Genomic DNA, 22,180 nt, shown 5'->3' on the forward strand with positions numbered 1-22,180 from the left:
GGTTTGAAAAAATAGGCTTGCCGAATGAATACAGTAAATCGAGATACAGATAGTAACGTCAATAATTGCGAAACACACAGCTTTTTTCGACGAGTGGTGCAATTTTTTCTGTTTCATTGGCTGATTTTTGATAATACAATAATGATATTGACTTGCAATTTGCTTCGTTTTAAGGTTTAAAATAGAAAAAATAGGCCCTCGAGCATTTTTTTCCATTATGACTAGAGGTAATTGTATCATACTAAAATAAGAAAAATGAAAATAAGACGTAAGAAAAGACATCATTGATTTTATACGTTAAAACGACCACTATGCATTTCGTCGACAAAAGACTGTATATCAGCTATTTTAAATTTGTGTTATCGCGGTAATCCAAATAAATCGCTTAGGTTTAAAACAATTAACCCCACGAATTCTTACCTTTTATTTTTCCCATATTGCTTGGATTTTAGTAGTTGTTTGACCAAACCGACCTATTAAAAATGAAGCAGACCAAACCAAGTGTCTGGAGTGACGTTTTTCGTCATTTCGGAACGTTACCGATTACCCTATTATCTTCCCCCATCAATTTTATCCGGTATATCTACCGGTCGAGTACTCGTGCTCATTTTTCTCCCCCATTTATTTTTCTCCCCCATACCAACGAAGCTTACGCGCTTCGTCTTCAAAATCTGAATTCCAAATCAACTTTACACATTAGCGTATGAAAAAAATTACTCTCCTGACCGTATTGGTTTTGTTGACCACATTTACTTTTGGGCAGACCCCGTGTTCGCCTATTAGTACCTTAAACTGTGCAGAAATAGCATCTGAATTGCCCTTGAGCCTAAGTTTTGACGGTTCGGATGCGGGGGTTCTTAATTCCGGATTTACCATGGTAGATCCACCATCTTCCCGATTGGCGGCTGATGATCTTGGTGCCGATCCGAACGTGCCCGGACTCTTATCTGACCATATTTCGATTAGTGGCGGAAGCTTAAACCTTACGGCGACCAATGGGATAAATTATAGCCAACTCTCGGGGACTCCCAATAGTACGCTTACCAATTCCCAGATGAACGCCCTTGGCACCGGATTCCCCATAGGAAGTAATGTAATAGAGGTCTCCGCTACCATAGATCAACCCGATTTTACCGCTACGGCAGGTAATAAATCACAACAAGCGGGAATATGGTTGGGGCTAAATGAAGACAATTTTGTAAAATTGGTAGTCGTAAAAAGCTCTGCTACCGAGCAAAAAATACAGATGCTCCTAGAGCAGACCGATCCTGTAAATTCAGCTAATTTGATCCTGTCGGAATTCAATACTTCGGCCTTTGCGGCCAGTACGGTATCTTCCATAGGGTTCAAACTCGTGGTCGACCCTTCCGATAACTCGGTAAGGGGCTATTACAGTTTAGACGGGGGTGAAATGCTTCTGGTAACGGGGGTGGACGAATTTATGACGGCACCGACTTCATTTTTTGCCGGGGTCGACCATGACAACGATGGTGCAAGCGCGGCTTTGACCTATGCTGGAATCATGACCTCCACCAGAAGGGCGACCTCTGGAAACATGGTGGTTTCGTATAAGGATTTTTCTGTTGATGAAATCATCTTGGCCAATACGGAAACGGACATTTCAACTTTTGTACTCCTAGACGAAACAGGGGCTGCGCTAATAGATACCGAAGCACATACCATAAACATAGAAGTGGATAATACTTCTGACCTAACGGCCTTGGCTCCGCAGATTACACTTTCTTCAGGGGCCAATAGTACTCCGGCATCCGGAGTGCCCGTTGATTTCAGTAATGGTCCGGTTACCTATACCGTTACGGCGGAAGATGGCGCTACGACCCAAGATTGGTCGGTTATAGTGGTTAAGGAAGAACTTCCCTTTGAGGCACATATCAATTTTCAAGATAACCCTAGCGTGACCATTCCTCCAGCCGGATATCTGGCCGACTACGGAAAAGCTTTTGGAAATGCTGCCGTGACTTTAAATGACAATAGTTTTAACTATGGTTGGAAACTGGCCGCTTCAGGAAATCCTTTTGATGCTTCGGAGGAAGTTGCGGGCAACGCTACAGGGGTCGGTCGTATGCGTCTAGGGAATATATCGAATTATAATGCGGCTCCACTTCAGGAAAAATTGGAAGGGACCTTGGTCCATTTTCAAGGGGACAATATTTCAGGTTGGGGCAACACCCAGGCCCGAAAGAACGAACTGTTCTGGGAAATGGAAATTCCCAATGGGGTCTATGAGGTAACTATAGGACTTGGGGATAAGGCCGTGGGGAATACCGATAGTCGACACAGTGCTACCGTTGAAGGCTACTCCATTATTTCCGCTTTTGTTCCCGCTGAGCAGGAAGTACGTACTTCCACTATGGTGGTACAGGTATCCGATGGACTGTTGACAATTGACGGAACAGGTGGATTTAACTCCAAAATCACGCATATCGATGTGGTGGAAACTACCGCAAGCCCCGTAAACGGAATATTGGCCTTTACTCCGGCTACTGCCGACCAAACCATAGAAGCGGGGGAAAGCACAAGCTTTGTCGCCGAGTTGGCCGGTGCGGGTGCCGTTGATATTGGTTTGGCCATCAATGATAATATTGACGAAACCGCTAGTAACGGTTGGCTTACCCTTCCTGTAAAAAATGATATCGGATCATATGAATTTACTATGGACGGAACTTCCCTCTTAGTAGGGGATGTCCGAAATGCACAGGTTATTGCTACGGCAAAGGGTTTTGTTCCGGCCGTATTGGATATAGACTTGACGGTTACGTCGGTTGCGCCTTCATCATTTTCCTTTTTAGATGATTTTGATACCTATGCCCTGGGTAACTTACATGAGGTGGCACCTACGCAATGGCTCAAGGAGAAGCCCGTTGACGTGGCCATACCGGTTTTAGGGGAAGGAATTACCCCAAACACCACCCAGTCCCTTGATTTTTCCAATGGAGCCCATACGCACGACTTGATACCCTTAACGGAAGCCCCGATAACCTTGGAGGCCGACCAGCCGTTTTATTTTAGCACCTATTTTAAGGTGGGGAGCGTAAGCAACAGGGTCCGTACGGCTATTCTCATCGCTGATGATGTGCCTGGAGATCAATGGGTAAGGGAACAGGTGGCCAGTGATGGCAGTAGTGGCCTTATAGCCCGAATTGGCTTGGCAGGCCCCGGTTCCGATAACGGAAATTTACCGGTAGAATCTGATAAGACCTTCCAGTTCGTGGTAAAAGGCGAATGGGATGGAGCCGGTACCATTAACTATTCTTGGACCATTGAACCCAAGCTCGATTTGGCCCAGACGGTATGGACCGCGGCAGGAAGCCATACAGTAGAGGGAACCCCCAAGATCGATCGCTTGTTCATCAGTTCGGTGGGTACCAACGATGCTAAAATTGGAGGGATACGTCTCGCTTCGGATTATTCCGTAGTAGTGACCGAGGAATTGAATTCAGCTCCCCTTATGGAAGATCAAGTCTTTGCTATTGCGGAAGATGCTCCTGTGGGGACTTCCATTGCTACCCTAGTGGCTTCCGATTCGGATTCGGATCCCTTGACCTACGCGATTACCGCAGGTAACGATGCTGGAACCTTTGCCCTAGATCCCAACAATGGGGAACTGACTACCTTAACTCCCTTAGATGCCGAGACCGTGGCACAATATGTACTTACGGTCGAGGTCGGTGATGGAACGAATACCGTTTCTGCCCAAATCACGGTCAATGTTGACGACGTGGTTGAGGTCTCGCCCTGTAGCCCCTTGAGTTCGTTGCCTTGTGATCAATTGGAAGCATCACTGCCCTTAGCGCTCGACTTTACCACAGCCAATGGCAAGTTGTCCGACTCGGGCTTTACCATGGTGTTGGAACCGAGTGCCAGGTTGGCTTCTGATAACGGCCTTGCCGATGAAAATATTACCGGATACGCTCCCGGTCTTTTGGGACGGGATGCTTCCGGACTCTCAATAACAAGTACTAAAGGTATTTTTTACAGTCAGTTGCCCGCTCAGGGCACACCGAATAGTACGGAGACCAATTCACAAATGAATGCCTTGGGCCTTGGTTTGCCCCTACCGTCAACCGTATTCAGCGTATCGGCTACTCTCGAAAATCCCGATTTTTCCTTGAGTGCGGGAAATAATTCGCAACAGGCGGGTATTTGGTATGGGCTTGATGAGGATCATATCGTAAAATTAGCGGTCGCAAAAACGGGGAACACGACTAGGAAAGTCCAGCTACATTTAGAGAACATGGATGGGACTTCCTCCCAAACGGCCTACTTTGAATTGAATACGGGTAATTTGGCCTCAAATACGGGAGATATTAATCTGCGTATGGAATTTGATCCCGTAAATAATACGGTTTCGGGATATTATTCGCTTGATGGAGGAACCGAAGTCTTGGTCTCCCAAGGCGGAACGAACAGTTTATCCGTACCGGCCAGTTATTTTTCAGGAAGTACCTACGATACCGAAAATCCGGCACAGCTATTGAACTTTGCCGGAATATTCACCACGCACAGAAGAGCGGATGTAGACCAAAGCATTACGGCCCTGTTCAAGGATTTTGCCGTAGAAGGGGAGCCAGAGCCCTTAGTCCTTTCCTTCGATATCAACGAGTTGAATTTTAGCGGGGAACAGGGCTCCGATATCGCTACGCAGAGTGTTACCGTTTCTGCCAGCTCGGGTAATCCCACCTTTGTGCTTTCCGATGATCCCGATGCGGCTTCGTGGTTGATCTTGCCAACGGATCCGGTATTGGGCGAAATAGAATTTGAGGTTCGCTCGGATATTCCCGTAGGCTCTTACGGTACTACCGTTTTTGCAAGCGATCAACCTGATCTGGGCTATGCCAATGCGGAAATGACGATCAATTTGGAAATTACCGAAGCGGTCAATGATTTTGCGGTAAACATCAATTTTTCAGATCAGGTTACGGACGCTCCGGCAGGTTATGAAAAAGATGGGGGTGATGCCTATGCCGATAGGGGTAACGGTTTTTCTTATGGATGGTTGGATGCAAATACATCACAGCCCGCCGATTTATCCAAAAATGGAAGAAACAGGGCCGTCTCAGGGGTAAGCGACTTGAACAATACCCTGATACATATGCAATATGGGGATGTTTCCTCCAATGCATCCAATGGTTACCTGGCCGATGCCAAATGGGAAATTGAAGTGCCGAACGGTGATTATTTGGTAACGGTTTTCGTAGGTGACCCCGATGTCGATACTCCTGCATCCAATACTCCCGCCCATAGGATAAATGCCGAAGGGGTGACCTTGGTGAACGACTATGTGCCTACGGGTACGGCCGGTGCAAGTTCCAGGTTTACATCGGAAAGTGCCATAGTAAATGTTAGCGATAATAGACTCACCCTTGATCCCTTAGGTGGATCCGGTAAGAATACAAAAATCAATAGTGTGCAGATAGTGGCCACTTCCGTGGGTATACAGACCCCAAAGGTAGTCGGGATAACCCCACCTGAGGGGGCTACGGGGGTATCGGTGAGCACTAGTGTTTCCGCCAATAACCTCTTTCTTCCAAACTCCGATACCAATGGTAATGCGGGGGTTGACAATACGACCATCACCAACGCTACGGTACGCTTGTTTAAACAAGGGAGTACTACCCCTATTGGGGCCAGTGTTAATGGAACCGGTGGTGGCGATGCCATTAATTTGGTACCGAACCTCCCATTGGAGGCCAATACCGTTTATGTTTTTGAAATTGATGGGGTGTTGGATTTGGTAGGGGAACCTTTCGAATTCTTTACTTCTTCATTTACTACAGGTGATGGAAATACCGGACCGGTTACCGATTTGGACAACGTTTCATTTACCAATGCGGGCGTCGTGGGTTCAAATGGAAAATATTCGACCCTTACCATAGGACCTGATGACAAGTTGTACGGATTGGAAATCTCAGGGGATATTCACCGATGGAACATAGATACGGACGGAACCCTGACCGATGAGGAAGTACTTACGGCTTGGAAAACCGCTTATGGAGGAAGCCGCACTTCCGTGGGGCTTGTTTTTGATCCTGCGGCTACCTCGTCTAACTTGATCGCCTACGTTTCGCACGATTCGGGAGGCTTGAATAGCGCTCCGGACTGGGATGGAAAAATATCTAGACTCACTGGGGCCAACCTAGAAAACGAACAATTGCTGGTGACCGATTTACCTCGGTCTACCAAAGATCACTTAACCAATAGTCTCACGTTTAGACCCGGAGAACCCAATGTAATCTATTTTAACCAAGGGAGTAATAGTGCCGCAGGGAAACCCGATAACTCTTGGGGCAATAGGGAAGAAAGTTTATTGACGGCTGCAACGCTGAGGTTGGATCTTTCCCTTTTACCGGGTACTTTACCATTGAACGTAAGGACCACGAGGGATGCCATGGCGATAAACAACGTGGATGTCAATTCCCCGACCTTGGATGGCTTATACAATCCGTATTACGTAAATGCACCTTTAAAATTGTTCGCTACAGGTATTCGTAATGCCTACGATTTGGTATGGCATTCCAATGGACAATTGTACGTACCGGCGAACGGGACCGCAGGCGGTAGTAATGCTCCGGCATCTATTGATGGCACACGACGGCCCGATGGTTCGTTTTACGATCATAGCAACCCCTTGTATCCTGTTGTTCCCTTTTCAAACGGAAACAATGTACAGCGGGATTGGTTGTTCAGGATTAACCCTAATACCACTATGGGGTATTACGGACATCCGAATCCGTTCCGAGGTGAGTTTGTCTTAAACCGGGGCGATGCCGATGTTAGCAAATCTGCTTATGACAATGTGCAGCCAGACATAAACTATAGAGGAGCAGCCTTTGATTTTGAATTCAATAAATCGCCCAACGGGGTTATCGAATATCGGAGTAATGCCGAAAACGGAAACTTAAAAGGGGCCTTATTGGTGGTTCGGTACAGTGGGGGAAGTGATATCATCGCCTTGGTGCCCGACGGATCAGGAGGGGATATATCGACCTTTAAGGAGGGAATACCAGGGTTTACAGGTTTTCAAGACCCCCTAGATTTAGTGGAGGATACCTCTAACGGAAATATATATGTATCGGACTATGGAAGAAGCCAAATCGTATTGCTGAAACCTAGTAATCAGGCTTCGCCTACACCACTTATCGTATTGGATACGGAAAAGGTAACAGGTGATGCTATTTCCAATTCGGGATCATTCACGAGCGAGATTTTGCTTTCCAATTTGGGGAATGCCAGTTTGGTGGATGTCCAGGCCCAAATTTCAGGGGTGGACCAAGATCAGTTTTTGATTGTCGGTTTGCCGACCTCGATAAACGCTCAGAACTCGGCCTCGTTCCAGGTGCTGTTTACACCGACATCGAACGGACCTAAATCGGCGGAATTGACCTTGACGGGCAGCAATGCCGAACCCGTAGTCGTGCCATTGAACGGTCTGGGTAAAATGGGACTGGGAGGAAATAATGAGCCTTCATTGCAATGGATATTGGATACCCAGTTAGGCGATGGTGCCGTAAACGTGGGGGATACCGATCCGACGACCAACCTCATTAATTTACCGAATGGCAGCGGTTATAATGATATTTTAGGTGATGAGGTAGCCGTTCAAAAATTTGAAAGGGCCGTTGACGCCCCGGTTACCGTAGAGTTGTTGAGTGTGTACGGACCTACCAATACCACTCCGGTAGTGGCCTTTGGATGGTATGTCAGTGGTGATGTCAATACTACTTCGGAATTGTTTACGGTTTCCAATAGTCCCGCTAGTAATGGACAGACACTTAACCCACCAATCGTGGGGGCAACCGAATTTGACCCAGGCGCGGTGAGTTTTGGTTTCTATAGTCGATGGCCATTCTTTGGCGACCGACATTTGTTTAGCGAAGATGCCCTCAATACATTCGCCGATGCCATTCCGCATCATGTGCGGGTATATGAGCTTCCTGGGGAAGAGAATGCCTATATTATCGCTACGGAGGAACATATTTCCGGATTTGACTACCAAGATATTGTCGTCATTGTCAGAAATATCAAACCCTTTGACGATGCACCTAGCCTAGCTTGTTCCCCTATTAGTATTTTAGAATGTGACGAGCTTGAAGTAAGCTTGCCCTTTTCTTTGAATTTTGACGGGACCGAAGGCGGATTGGCCAATACAGGCTTTACCATGGTCGATAATCCCTCGGCAAGACTGGCGGTAGATGGCACTGCTTTCAATCCCAATGTTCCGGGGTACGAACCCGGTAGGATAAGCTTGTCCAATGGCAATCTGGTTCTAAATGCCGCAAATGGTATCGCCTATCTGCGTAATGGTCCAGGTGCCGGAACGAGCACAGATGTAAATTCACAGATCAATACCTTGGGGGTAGCCGTCGATGCCGATAGCTACGGAAGTTTTAGTATAGAAACCTCCTTGGTGAACCCGTATAGCGATGGCTCGAATAATTCGGAGCAGGCCGGGGTGTGGTTCGGTCTCGATGAGGATAACTATGTAAAGTTGGTGGCTTCTAATGGCAATAGGGTAGAATTACTGTCTGAATTAGATGGTCTTTCGTCGACTTCACAATCCATTAAAGCCGATGATATTACGGACTTACATTCGAGTAACGTAGGTCTGCGGTTATTCGTGGATGTTGAGAACAGTCTATTTGTTGGATACTACTCCTTGAACGGTGGAGCTGAGGTTGAAGTGGGTTCTTTGCCACTACCCTTGGGTTTTGTTGCCGGAAATTCTTCTTATGATAACTTGTCTTTCGCGGGTATCTTCAATACAAAACGAAGGGAAACCACTGCCAATGTAAATCATACTTTCGAACATTTTAGGATAGTTTCCGATGATGTGGTGGCCTTTGAGCCGGTTAAGATCAATTTTTCGCTTCCCGAAGACGTACCACCTTCAGGATATCTGGTAGATTCTGGTTTGGCGTATGCCGATCGCGGTAATGGATATAGCTACGGTTGGTTGGCTACTGACGGAACAACGGGCTTGGACCTCTCCGAAAGGGTTCGCAATAGAGCGGTTGCGGGAATCGACATTTTACGGAATACCCTAGTGCATATGCAGTATCAAAACGTAAAACCTGAGGGGCAAGAGGGAATTTGGGAAATGGAGGTACCCAATGGAAATTACACGGTGGCCGTAGGCGTAGGTGATCCTAATGTTGATGGTCAGGCGGGTACGGAACCTTTGCATACCATAAACATTGAAGGTGTCAATGCCATAAATAGGTATTCGCCTACTGGGGTCGAGGGCGCTTCTACTAGGTTCTCTTCGGGAGTGGCCAACGTCACGGTTACCGATGGTAGGCTTACCATAGATGCTTCCGGTGGTTTCAATACAAAATTGAACTCTTTGGAAATTACCCAAGGCAGTGGCGTTGTCCAACCGTATTTCGCCAATGTTAATCCCGCCGATAATGCCAACGATGTGAGAATCGAAGATTTTCAGATTAACGTTGAGGTTATCGTTCCTGATGATTATGAAATAGATAATAACACCCTTGCGGGCAATATTAATCTATTTGAGGTTACCGCAGGCGGAGATGTTATAGTGCCTTCCAATTCCAATGATACGGGAGGGGGAGACGCCATTACCTTGACCCCGATTCAAGATTTAAAGGAATTTACGACCTATCGCTTTGTTCTTACGAGTGACATAGAGGCAAACCGAAGGGGCGATTTAAATGATAGAATACCCTTCCGTGCTTTTGAATCTACATTTGAAACGGGCGAACTCGATGATGGAACCATACCTATTCGAGATTTGACAGGAGTTGAATTTACCAAGGTTTCGGGTGTGGCCAATTTAGGCCCCGGTGTAGATAACCAACGTTTTTCGAGTTTGGTGATCGGACCCGATGGTAAGCTATATGCCAGTACCATTGGCAACTTTAATTCAGATGGCCAAATTTATAGGTGGGATATGGCTATTGATGGCACTTTGAGCAATTTAGAGATTTTAAGTCCACCCTTACAAGGCTCGGCCCATCCTGAAACCGGCGCTAGGGGCAACGATGACCGATTGATCATTGGTTTGGCATTCGATCCAGCATCTACTGCCGATAATCTTGTAGCCTATGTAACCCATAGTAAGGCCTCTATTTCGGGTGGACCGGAGTGGGATGGCAAACTCTCGCGTTTGACTGGATCGGATTTGTCTACGGTAGAAGATCTTGTTATCCATTTGCCTAGGTCGGTAAACGATCACTTGACCAACAGTATAGCCTTTGATGACCAAGGCGATTTATATATCAGCCAAGGTAGTAACTCGGCAGGTGGTAGTCCCGATGGCAATTGGGGCAATAGGCCCGAACGCCTTTTGGCCGCGGCTATCTTAAAGTTGGAATTGGACAAATTGCCCAATAGCCTACCCTTGAGCGTGTATACTACCGATGATATTTCGGTGATCAATGCCGCTCCAAACGGTAGTCTGCAAATGAGTGATGCTACCTACAATCCGTATGCGACCAATTCCCCCTTGACCATATTCGCATCGGGTATTCGAAATGCCTATGATTTGGTATGGCATTCCAATGGTTGGTTATATGTGCCTACCAATGGAACCGCCGGTAACAATAATAGTTCGCCCAATTCGCCTTCAACTTCTGATTATCCGTTGGCAAGGCGTATCGATGGCTTGACCACAATACCCAATGCTCCTAAATTACTAGGCGGGGAAACACAAAAAGACTGGTTGTTCAAGACCAAGGGAGGGTCGTATCATGGCCACCCCAACCCTTACAGGGGCGAGTTTATCTTGAATCACGGTGGTATTTCATATAGTGGATTGCCCGGTCAGGTGGAGGCCTCCTATACCGATGTGGGCAAATACCCCGATGATTTGGCGCCAGATCCAAATTATCGTGAACCTGCATTTGATTTTGGAAAGAACAAATCGCCCAACGGAGCCATAGAATATAAGAGTGATGCCTTTGAAGGAAAATTACAGGGCCTTCTTATGGTAGTCCGTTTTAGCGGACAGGACGACTTATTGGTATTGGACCCCAAATCAAGCGGCGATATTGCCGAAGCCTATAGTAGTATTCCAGGACTTAGTGGTTTTGATGATCCATTGGATGTGGTGGAAGACCCCACAACAGGGAATATCTATATTTCGGAATACGACCGCGACAATAACGGAACTGCTCGATTGACCCTGCTAAGGGCGGCTACGCCGGCAAGCATGGGGCCATCCATAGTGGCTACTCCCGATGAGCTCATTTTTGAAGCGACAACGAACAACGAAGGAAGCAACACCGATACAAAAACTTTAGAGGTAAGCAATGACGGTAATGCCGTGCTAAATATTGCGAGTGCAAGCCTAACAGGTACTTTCGCAAGTCAATTCAGTGCTATTCAACCTTCGGGCGGCGTAACGCTAAACCCAGGGGAAAGTCAAATATATACTTTGACCTATACACCCAGTTTAGACGGAGCGGACTTAGGTTATCAAGATGCTGTACTTACTTTAGAAAGTGATGATACAGATACCCCCAGCCTTGAAATAGGGTTGCATGCCTTGAAAAAATCTGGTTTTGAAGGAGGTCAGGAACCTGCCTTGCAAGATGTTGTCGATGCTTTGGGAATCGGTATTTCGGTAGGATGGACGTCCTTGTCTAGCTCCACGGATCCTTCTCCTGTAGGTGATGAGGTAGAAGTGGAAAGATGGGTGAAGGCATCCGAGCAACCCGTTAAGGTTACTCCCGTTGGACGCTATTCCCCAAGGGAAGAATTGCCTTTCGGTTGGTATACCAACGATGGAACCGTGGTCACCCATGAAGTAGGGGTGCTGGCAGATGATATAGCAAATGCACAGACCCTATTTCCGCCCATTTCCTCAGGTACCGACACCTTTGATCCCCAAGGCGCGGTATTCGGATTCTACGTGGAATCGCAATCCTTTGGTAGGTTCAATTATACCGAAGATGCAATTAACACCGGTGGAGTGGCCCATAGGGTTAGGATATATCCCGTAAATGATAGGGAAGGAAATGCTGTTGAAAATAGCTACCTCATAGCTTTTGAGGATGCCTCCAATGGCGATTATCAAGATTATATGTTTATCATCGATAATGTAATTCCTTTCGAAAGTGGCGTATTGGCCTTGGATTTTGATAAGGAGGATATGAGTTTCTTTACTTCGATCAACCAAGAGAACGTGCCTTTACAATCGTTGACATTAAACGGAAACGGAGGGATTACCTCATCAGAAATAAATTTGGAAAGCACCGAGGAATGGGTTGTTCTTCCCGATACCTTTGAAATGGGTACGGCATTTGAAGTGGGTGTCGATGTTGCAGGTTTGCCCATCGGGTCTTATGAGGCTACGATCAGCGCTTCGGCGGCAAACTATGAAGGTGACGTTGTGAGTATTGCCTTGGAAATTACCAACGAGTTGGTCTATACCTATCAGTTCAATTTTCAAGATCCGGATGAATTGGAGGTATCCCCAGAGGGGTATATCGATGATGTCGGTGCACCTTATGGCGTACAAAATACCGTTCTCGGAGACCTTAACTATGGATGGGTAATACCAGGTACGCTTACCCCGGCCGATGCCGCGGCCAATGCAAGGAATAGAAATACGGGTACGAACGACGATGCCTTGGTAAAGACCTTTTCCATTGTAGGGCATAGGTCGGCCAATACCTATCCGCTCCGCGATTGGATAGTAGAGGTGCCTAATGGTATCTACTCAGTGAATATTGGTGTTGCCGGTGATCCCGATTATGCGGACAGCAACCATGTCTTAGATGTAAATGGGGTTGTTGTGGTCGATTATGATCAAGAAAGTATCGTTCCCGAGAGTTATGAAAGTTTTCAAAATACCGAACGGGTAGAGGTGACCGATGGTCTGCTGCGATTGTCTTTGGCTCCTGCCGGAGATAACGCCAAGGTGAGTTATATTCGGTTGGCCCCTGTTGATAGCTCCTTGTTGCCACCAACTATTTTGGCGACATTCAATGGAAATGAAAGAGCTACCGATGTGTTTAGGGGAGCGGTAAATATCGCTCTAGAGGCTACCGATGAAAGCGGAAGTGGAGGCATAGCCTTTATAGAATATGTGCTTGATGGAGCGCCGGTTGAAAGCTATACCGACGCGTTCGATATAGCCGACGAAGGAGACCATACCCTTGTCGTTACGGCCGAGGATAACAATGGCAATAGTTTTGCCAAGACGTACAACTTTACTATAGAAACCCCAACGGGTGCTTTGTTGGCCATAGAAAATATGACCAAGGTACCAGGTACCGATAGAGGTTTTCCGGCAGATGATTATTATACCTTTTATCGCTTGGGTAGTCCCGGCTCCGCTCAATTTCATGATACAAATGTCATGCGCTTGAATAATACGGGTACGGGTGATTTAGTCGTGACCGAAGTCAATATATCCGATGCCAACGACTATACGTTTGAATTACTCGATGCGAACGGGAACACGGCCCAATTGCCTATTACGATTCCGTCAGGAAGTTATGCCGATGTAGACATTACCTTTATAGCGACTACGGGAAGTGGCAACAATGGTATTTTTGTAGAAGATATTGAAATTGTTTCGAGTGCGGACAATGCGTTGAGCAGTACCGCCGTGCTTCACGGAGGTTACGCGCCCCAGCCTGAAGGAGGGGATGAAATCAATGCACAGGAAGTCTTCGATGCCTTTGGTTTCCAATCTAGCATGTTGAGTATTGTTAACGATGAGGGAAGTATTACCCCGCCCAATAACCTTGCCTACAGACCAAGCTCCAATTTTCCAATTGAGGCAAATATTGAGGCAGGCTATGAAGGAGATTTGATTTTGAGCGATGCCTTTGTTCAGGCAGATCCAAATCAACCGGTTATCGGTATTCAATTATCGGCCTTACACGGTACGGGTTCAAACGGAGCCCGATTTGTTGAGGTCGGTGGTACGGAAACCGTTGGTGGAATCAGTTTTTCCCATACGGGAAGCAACTACCAGACCTTATTGCCTAAGAATGGTTCGGGAGTAATTAGTTTTGATACTAGTAATTCGATTTCCGAGCCTTTTAGAATTGCGGTTGCCAATTACCTAACGACCGGAGGAAACAATATTTCAGGGAATAGACCTGACTTGTTGGGGGCTAGGGTTTACAAGGTAATCGACCACAATGGCAATATAGTTCCGAACGAATATATCGTATTACAAGATTTTGTTCAGAACGGTTGCGGTGCGGGATCGGCAAATTGTGATTGGAACGACAATACGTTCTATTTCATAAACATCCGTCCTCAGGCCATACCGACGGCGCAGCCCGACCAAGAGTATTTGGCCAATGTAGGGGAGGAGTTCAGCATAGATGTCGCCTCGTATTTTGACAAAGGATATGTGGGTAATGAGTTGACCGTAACAGCTACGGTAAACGGGGGAAGCCTTCCATCTTGGTTGACCTATAATGCCCAGGCCGCTACGGTTTCGGGTACAGCCCCTATAGATGCTACGGGTAGTGTGCCCGTGGTATTGAGCGCGGTAGACCTCAATGGTCTTACGGCTACCACAACCTTGACGGTCGCTATAAACGAAGCTCCGCTTGCCGTGGGTGATGATATAGAAACGACTCAAGATAAGGCCATTCTTTTGGAGGGCTTGTTGGCGAACGATACGGAACCTAATGGTCAGGCCATTACGATTGTTACCGTAGATACACCTCAAAATGGGGAAGCTGTGCTTCAAGGCGATGGGCTCTCTGTTTTGTATACGCCCGACGCAGGTTATGTCGGTTCCGATAGTTTTGAGTACACGATTGAAGATGAAACGGGACTTTCGGCTACGGCAACGGTTTCCATAACCGTTACCCCTCAGAATCAAGCTCCAGTAGCCATGCTTCAAAGTAGTGTACAGGAAGGGGAAGCTGCCTTGTATGTTGATTTTGTGGGGAGTGGGTCGACCGATGAAAATCCGGCTACCTTACGATACGAGTGGAATTTTGGAGATGGAACGGCAAATAGCACCGATCCTGATACGAGCCATACCTTTACCTCGGTTGGTGTTTACACAGTCGTCCTTACCGTTATAGATGATGGGAATTTAATAGGAACGGCATCGACGACGATTACGGTTTCGGCACCGCCTAATACAGGGCCGACCGCTATTGCCGCAGTCACGCCATTGAACGGGGCCAACTCCCTATCGTTTAATTTTGACGGTAGTGCATCGAACGATCCCGAAGGATCGCTCAGCTATCTTTGGGATTTTGGGGATGGAAATACGGCTACTACGGCTATCGTAAACCATTCTTATGCCTTGGCAGGTGTTTACGATGTTTCCTTGACGGTTACCGATGAAGGTGATTTGGTAGATGCGATTACCGTGCAGGTAGAGGCCAAAGAGGCTGTGGTATCTGACTTTGCCTTGAGGATTAACGTAGGTGGCCCAGAGCTTGTTTACCAAGGGGAAACCTTTGTACAGGATCAAGGCTTCGTTGGCGGTAAGGTATTTGAAAATGCCAATGCATTGGTGCCTGGGTTGTACCAGACGGAGCGTAGTGCTACCCCACCTGTATTTGACTATAACCTTCCCTTGGAAAATGGCACCTATGAGGTGACCCTGCACTTTGCTGAAATTTATTGGGGCGCTACAAGTGGAGGCTCCGGAGGCGTAGGGAAACGTGTCTTTGATGTTTCTTTGGAAGGAAGCACCGTACTTGATGATTTCGATATTAACCTTGTGTCAGGTCCGGAAACCCCAGTGGTGAGAACGTTCGAGGTTGTGGTACAAGACGGTGTTTTAAATATGCATTTTGATGCAGGGGGCACCAATGGTATCGATCAACCCAAACTATCGGGTATTGAGATATTAAGTAAAGATGACGCGGTTCTTCCTTGTGCATTGCCTGATACTTGGGCCAATAGCGATATAGGCTCGGTTCAAATAGCGGGAGAAACCTGTTTTGAGAACGGTCGATATGAGGTCACTGCTTCAGGTACCGATATTTGGGGCAGTGCCGATGAGTTCCATTACGTATACAGAGAGTTGACCGGTGACGGTGAAATCGTTGCACAAGTAATGAGTTTGGAAGCAACCAGTGTCTGGGCCAAAGCAGGGGTCATGATGAGAAATGATCTGGATGCCAATTCGGTTCTTGCCCAAATGGTCATTTCGCCTAACCCCAACAACTTAGGTGGGGTAGGGCATAGCTTCCAAGATCGTCCGGTCAAGGGTGCTGCAATGGGTAGTGCCAACTTTACAACGCCACAATCGGTTCCGGGAGGCTTCCCCCACTATGTGCGATTAGTGCGTTCGGGTAATACCTTTACCGGATATGTTTCTGAAACAAATGGAAATTGGACCCTCGTCGGATCGAAGGTCTTACCTATGGACGAAACTATCTTTGTAGGCCTGGCTACCACTTCCCATAACGATGATGAACTTACGACGGCAGTGTTCGAGAATGTAAGTGTTCAGGAAGAAACACAACAGAACCAGGCACCATACGCATCCATAGGGGTAAATGTTTCTACAGGAACGGCTCCTTTGGTCGTGAGTTTTGATGGCAATGGTTCTAGTGATGATAAAAATATTGTAAGCTATACTTGGAACTTTGGGGATGGAACGGCAAATGGTTCAGGAGCCCTTGTTGAACATACATTTACCAATGCAGGGAGTTTTGATGTTACCCTTACCGTTGCCGATGAGGAAGGTGAAGTTGGTGTGGATGTGGTGACTATCGTCGTTGAAGCAGCGAACGAGGCACCCGAGGCCGTGGCTACGGCTACGCCCTTAAATGGGGAGGCTCCTTTGGAGGTGAGTTTTTCAGGAAGCAATTCAACTGATGACGATGGTGCGGAAAACCTAAATTTCGCATGGTCGTTCGGAAACGGTGATACTTCATCGCTGGCCGATCCGGTCTATGTTTATAACACTGAAGGAACCTATACCGTAAGCTTAACGGTGACGGATTCAGAAGGACTTACCGATCTGGAAACCCTGACCGTGGTGGTCGAAGAGCCGGTAGTCGTGGGTGATTTTGCCTTGCGAATCAATGCGGGAGGCCCACAATTGACCCATAACGGAGAGGTCTACGTGGCGGACCGTGATTTTGTAGGAGGTAAATCTTATACGAATACCAGTGCCGAAGTACCTGAATTGTACAAGACCGAACGCAGTGCATTGCCTCCTAATTTTGGCTATGACATTCCGTTGGCAAACGGTGAATATCAGGTGACCTTGCATTTTGCAGAGATCTTTTGGGGCGCTACAGGTGGAAGAACGGGTGCTGTAGGAAAACGTGTGTTCGACGTGGTCATGGAAGGAAATACCATTTTGGACGATTACGATATCTTCGATGAAGTGGGACCACAGACCGTGGTGACCCGAACGTTTGACCTAACCCTTGTCGACGGCGTGCTAAACCTTGGTTTTGATGCCAATGCACCGGATGGGCTAAACGAGCCCAAGCTATCGGCCATTGAGATTGTTAGTGTAGGTGCCGTTAACGAAGCGCCGGTCGCTTTTGCCAGTGCAACGCCTTTAAATGGTGTGGCACCGCTAGAAGTGAACTTTAACGGTAGCGGTTCGATCGATGATGTGGAAGTGGTCTCCTATACATGGGACTTTAAAGATGGCGGTAGTTCTACACAAATGAATCCCGTTCATACCTTTGTTGATCCTGGTGTATATGAGGTCAGTCTGACCGTTGCCGATGCCCAAGGGAAGACCGATACACATACGGTCACCGTTCAGGTAGATGAGCCCGTTGTCAACGACTTTGCCTTACGGATCAATGCCGGTGGACCTGAAATGACCCATAACGGTCAGGTGTTTGCGGCCGACCAATACTTTGTGGGAGGCAAGGCGTATACCAATGCGAGTGCCAATGTACCCCAGTTGTATAAAACGGAACGCAGTGCCTTGCCACCGGTCTTTGCCTATGATATTCCCGTTCCGAACGGAAGCTATCAAGTGGTGCTTCATTTTGCCGAAATCTTTTGGGGCGCCCAAGGAGGGGCTTCGGGAGCAGTAGGCAGACGCGTCTTTGATGTAGAAATGGAAGGCACTAAAATACTCGACGATTTTGATATTATTGCAGAATCAGGTTCGGAGACCATAGTGATAAAAAGCTTTAATGCGACTATCGAGGATGGTCGGTTGAACTTGGTCTTCGATGCGGAAGGCAGCGATGGTAGAAACGAACCCAAACTGTCGGCCATTGAGATCATAGGAAGCGGCTCCGTACTTCAGTTCGATCCTGTAGTCCATGCCGGTGATGATATTGAAATCGATTTGTCAGCCAATGAAACCAGCTTGGTGGGAAGCGGCCATGATCCTGACGGTGGGGCCGTAAGTTACCAATGGTCTCAGGTTTCAGGACCGGATACGGCCATTATGACCAATAGCAATACACTGGAGTTACAGGCCGTTTTCTTGGTCGAAGGGGTATATGTACTGCGACTTACGGTTACGGATGATGAAGGCCGGACCGCTTTTGACGAGGTCGCTGTTACGGTCAATAACGATACCCAAGAAGAAGTTTGGTTAGAGGCGGAGTGTGGTGTGCTTGGTTCGGGATGGACCGTAGTCGAGGATTCCTCCCGGTCAGGTGGCAAATATGTGGTGCCACCCACAGGCTTTAACTCTTCCTCTGGAAGTATAGGGGCTGCGGTATTGACCTACAATGTTTCGGTAAGCGAAGGTACCTATGCTATTTTCGGACTCGTAAGGACGCCGTCAGGTGTCAACGATAGTTTCTGGATCCGTGTGAACAACGGGGCTTGGGTGCGATGGAACAGTATTCCCGCCAGTAATGAATTCGTATGGCACAGGGTACACCTTAATGAACAATTGAGCAAACCCCGAAGTTTTGAGCTTATAGAGGGTATCAATAAAATTGAAATTGGCCACAGGGAAGATGGTCTGGGGCTCGATAAATTGTTCTTGACCAAAACCGGCGACCTACCTTCCGGTCTTGGGGGTACGGCCTCGAATTGTGGAGGTAGTGGAAAAACGTTCGAAGAACAAATTATCGCAGGAAACCTAGAAGTAGAAGCAATAGCCGATACCCAGTTTTATAGCGAAAAGGTACCTAATGCAGTACATCTGTTTCCTAATCCCGCGGTAGTGCAAACCAAAATAAGGTTAGATAACCCGGAGGTCGAGATTGTACAGGTACGCATTCATGAAGCCTCGGGCCGATTGATCAGCGTACACCTGGGGGAAGCTCTGAAAACGGGTGAGGACGAATATGAATTGAACGTTTCCGGCTTGACGAACGGAGTGTATTTCCTCCGAATTGCCATAAGCGACGGAGAGGTGTTTGATCGTAAACTGATCGTTGACCACCGCTAAGCATGAAGTAAAAAAAGAAAAGGGAGCGATCAAATCGCTCCCTTTTTTTATTCCCTTATTTGTCCTTCGCCAAAGACATAGTATTTATTGGTTACCAACTGCTTGAGCCCCAATGGGCCGCGATGGTGCAATTTATCGGTGCTAATGGCCAATTCTGCGCCAACTCCCATTTGTCCGCCATCGGTAAAACGGGTAGAGGCATTTTGGTAGACGGCTGCACAATCTACCTGCTCCATAAACCGTAGGGCGGTTTCCTTGTTCTGTGTCATGATGGTCGCTGAATGTCCTCCGGAGTGTTCATTGATGGTTTCAATGGCATCCTCGGTTTTTTCTACGGTGCCGATGCAACATTTCAGGGCTAAAAACTCTTCTTTCCAAACCGATGTTTCGGGGATTAAAGCTTCGTCCTTCAATACTTTTTGCGCGCCTTCATCGACCAAAAGGCTTACCCCGTTTTCTTTTAGTACGTGTGCCAAGTCCATCATTTTTCGCGAAAAATCTTCAATATTGGTGTGGATAAGGATTTTGTCCAAGGCATTACACGCCGATATCTTGGCGGTTTTAGCATTTAATATGACCTGTAGGCTCATTTCCCAGTCGGCCTGCTCATCGACATACAAAAAATTATTGCCCCTTCCACTTACCAATACGGCACAGCTGGCGTGTTCCTTTACAAAAGCGATCAACCGTTCACCTCCCCTTGGGACGATCAGGTCGAGCTTTTGGTTTGGATTTTTCAAGAAGGCCCGGGTTTCTTCGCGGTTGAGGTTCAATAGTTGAATGTAATCGGTCGAAAGGTTGTTTTCCTTCAGGGCACGATGCCAAAAATCGACAAGTACGGTATTGCTGTGAAGCGCTTCCTTACCACCCTTTAAAAGAATTTTATTGTTCGCTTTGAAGGCTAGTACGGCCGCTTCGATCGTAACGTCGGGGCGTGATTCGTAAATGATCATTATAGTGCCAAAAGGCGCTGTTTTGTTGGTCACTTTTAAGCCGTTCGGTAATTCTTCCCCAGAAATATCCCTTCCTACGGGATCCTCTTGCGAACGTACCTTTTGTACCGCCGCGATCATTTCTTCTATTTTCTTGTCGTCTACGATCAGCCGCTCATAGAGGGCTTGGTCGTTTTTATTGAAAAGTTCCAGGTCTCTCTTGTTGGCTTCCAGTAGTTCCGTTCGGTTTTTGTCCAAAATGCGGACCATGGAATCCAGTACCTTGTTCTTTATATCCGTTGTAATCAGTTTCATTTATACTTCCTGTTTTTCGAGGGCCACTCGGGTCCCCACGTTTTTTCCGTCTATAATATCGATTATCGTACGGTCTTTTTTTCCGTTGGCGATATAGGTGGGTATGCTTTTGGCGGCGGCCTGCTGGGCATAGTCTAGTTTTGAGCCCATACCGCCCCTGCCTTCACCGGCAGCCTTGTTACTGTCTTTGATATAGGCTTCAAAATTGTCTTCCGGTCCTACATGTGGAATAAGGTCACTGTCTTCGGCATTCGGATGGCCAGTGTAAAGTCCGTCAATATCGGTGAGGATGATCAACTTATCCGCATTCATCAATTGTGCGATCAAACTGGCCAACTCGTCGTTATCTGAAAACATAGACATGGTAACGGATACCGCATCGTCTTCATTGGCTATGGGAATGACCCCTTCGGCTAACAGGCCTTCACAACACTTGATCATGTTCTGGCGGTGTACGCCCGGACTAAAATCGCGTTTGGTGGGCAGTACTTGGGCACATTTCATACCGTAATCATGAAAAATATTATAGTAAAGGCGCATCATTCGGGGTTGACCGATGGCCGAATATACCTGTCTTCTCTGGGTATCGTTTTCAATACTTGAATTGCCCAATACTTCCTTGCCCGCGATTACCGAACCTGAAGAGACCAAAATGGTGATGATGCCACGCTCATAGAGCTCGGCAATCTGTTCTACCAACCGGCGGAGTACGGGGCGTACGATACGATTGTCTTTATTGGTCATTACGTTGGTGCCGACCTTTATAACGATGAGTTCCTTATGCATAGTTCTCCTCTTTGCCTAATTCCACTGCGCGCTCAAAAGCTGCAAAAGCCGCTTCCTTGATCAGTTCGCTGACATTGTTGTCGTCCATCGAGTCTAGGGCCGCCTGTGTGGTACCTCCCTTACTGGCCACACGGTCCATCCAAGAATTAGGGCTAAGGTTGTTCTGGTTGAAGAGCTCAACGGCGCCAGTAAAGGTCTCGCTCACCAAAACACTCGATACTTCTTTCGAAAAGCCCATTTGTAGGGCGGCCTCCATCATGCTTTGCATAAAATAGAAGACATAGGCCGGGCCACTGCCCGATATGCCCGTAGAGGCGTCTATAAAGTTCTCGTCGCGTACCCTAATGGACTTTCCTGTGGTGTCGAGTAGGCTTTCCACGGTCAAAAGCTCTATTCTTGACACCTCCTTTGAAGAGGTGTAAGAGGTGAGTCCCTTGCCGACTTTGGCCGGTAAGTTGGGCATGGCGCGAACGATCTTGTTCAGGCCGGTATGTGTTTTTATGGCATCAATGGTAACGCCGGCCATAATGGAAATCAAGATTTGGTCGGAATGGACCAAAGGTTTAATGGTCTCGAACAAGGCGTTGGCGTGGTAGGGCTTTACCGCAATAAAGATGATGTCTGCTTGGGGCACACATTCTTCCAACTTTTTAAAGGCATCGAAATGCGCCATTTCATTTAGCTCTTTCAGTTTCTCTTCGGAACTGTCTAGCACCATAATGTTCTTTTTTTTGAGCAATTTAGATTTAGACATGCCTTCAGCATAGGTCAATCCCATATTTCCGGCTCCGATTACTAGTACTTTCATGAATTTGTTTTAAGGAGTTCTTGT

4 protein-coding genes are annotated in these 22,180 nt (G+C 47.2%); 1 reads left to right on the forward strand and 3 read right to left on the reverse strand.

The window, feature by feature from the left end; genetic code table 11:
* Window positions 1-703 precede the first annotated feature (703 nt).
* Window positions 704-19,315, forward strand: a complete 18,612-nt coding sequence (locus ZOBGAL_RS11440; protein WP_013993770.1) for a PKD domain-containing protein — start codon at window positions 704-706, stop codon at window positions 19,313-19,315.
* Between the two features lie 47 nt (window positions 19,316-19,362).
* On the opposite strand, the gene ZOBGAL_RS11445 is transcribed toward ZOBGAL_RS11440, so the two are convergent.
* From ZOBGAL_RS11445 to proC, 3 genes are read right to left on the reverse strand one after another with little or no spacing between them, the layout of a single operon-like run.
* Window positions 19,363-20,562, reverse strand: a complete 1,200-nt coding sequence (locus tag ZOBGAL_RS11445) for a glutamate-5-semialdehyde dehydrogenase (RefSeq protein WP_013993771.1) — start codon at window positions 20,560-20,562, stop codon at window positions 19,363-19,365.
* The gene (gene proB, locus ZOBGAL_RS11450) at window positions 20,563-21,348 is read right to left on the reverse strand and encodes a glutamate 5-kinase (protein ID WP_013993772.1); all 786 of its coding nucleotides are present in this window, start codon (window positions 21,346-21,348) and stop codon (window positions 20,563-20,565) included.
* A complete protein-coding gene (proC, locus tag ZOBGAL_RS11455) occupies window positions 21,341-22,156 on the reverse strand; it encodes a pyrroline-5-carboxylate reductase (protein ID WP_013993773.1) in 816 nt (271 codons plus the stop codon). Before proC ends, proB begins: the two co-directional genes overlap by 8 nt.
* Between the last annotated feature and the right edge of the window lie 24 nt (window positions 22,157-22,180).

The organism is Zobellia galactanivorans (assembly GCF_000973105.1).
GTDB classification, from domain to species: Bacteria; Bacteroidota; Bacteroidia; order Flavobacteriales; family Flavobacteriaceae; genus Zobellia; species Zobellia galactanivorans.

What these genes read in the sequence shown, in the direction of transcription:
- ZOBGAL_RS11445 (WP_013993771.1), bottom strand. Translation starts at nt 20,562, where the DNA reads ATGAAACTGATTACAACGGATATAAAGAACAAGGTACTGGATTCCATG.
- proC (WP_013993773.1), bottom strand. Translation starts at nt 22,156, where the DNA reads ATGAAAGTACTAGTAATCGGAGCCGGAAATATGGGATTGACCTATGCT.
- ZOBGAL_RS11440 (WP_013993770.1), top strand. Translation starts at nt 704, where the DNA reads ATGAAAAAAATTACTCTCCTGACCGTATTGGTTTTGTTGACCACATTT.
- proB (WP_013993772.1), bottom strand. Translation starts at nt 21,348, where the DNA reads ATGCATAAGGAACTCATCGTTATAAAGGTCGGCACCAACGTAATGACC.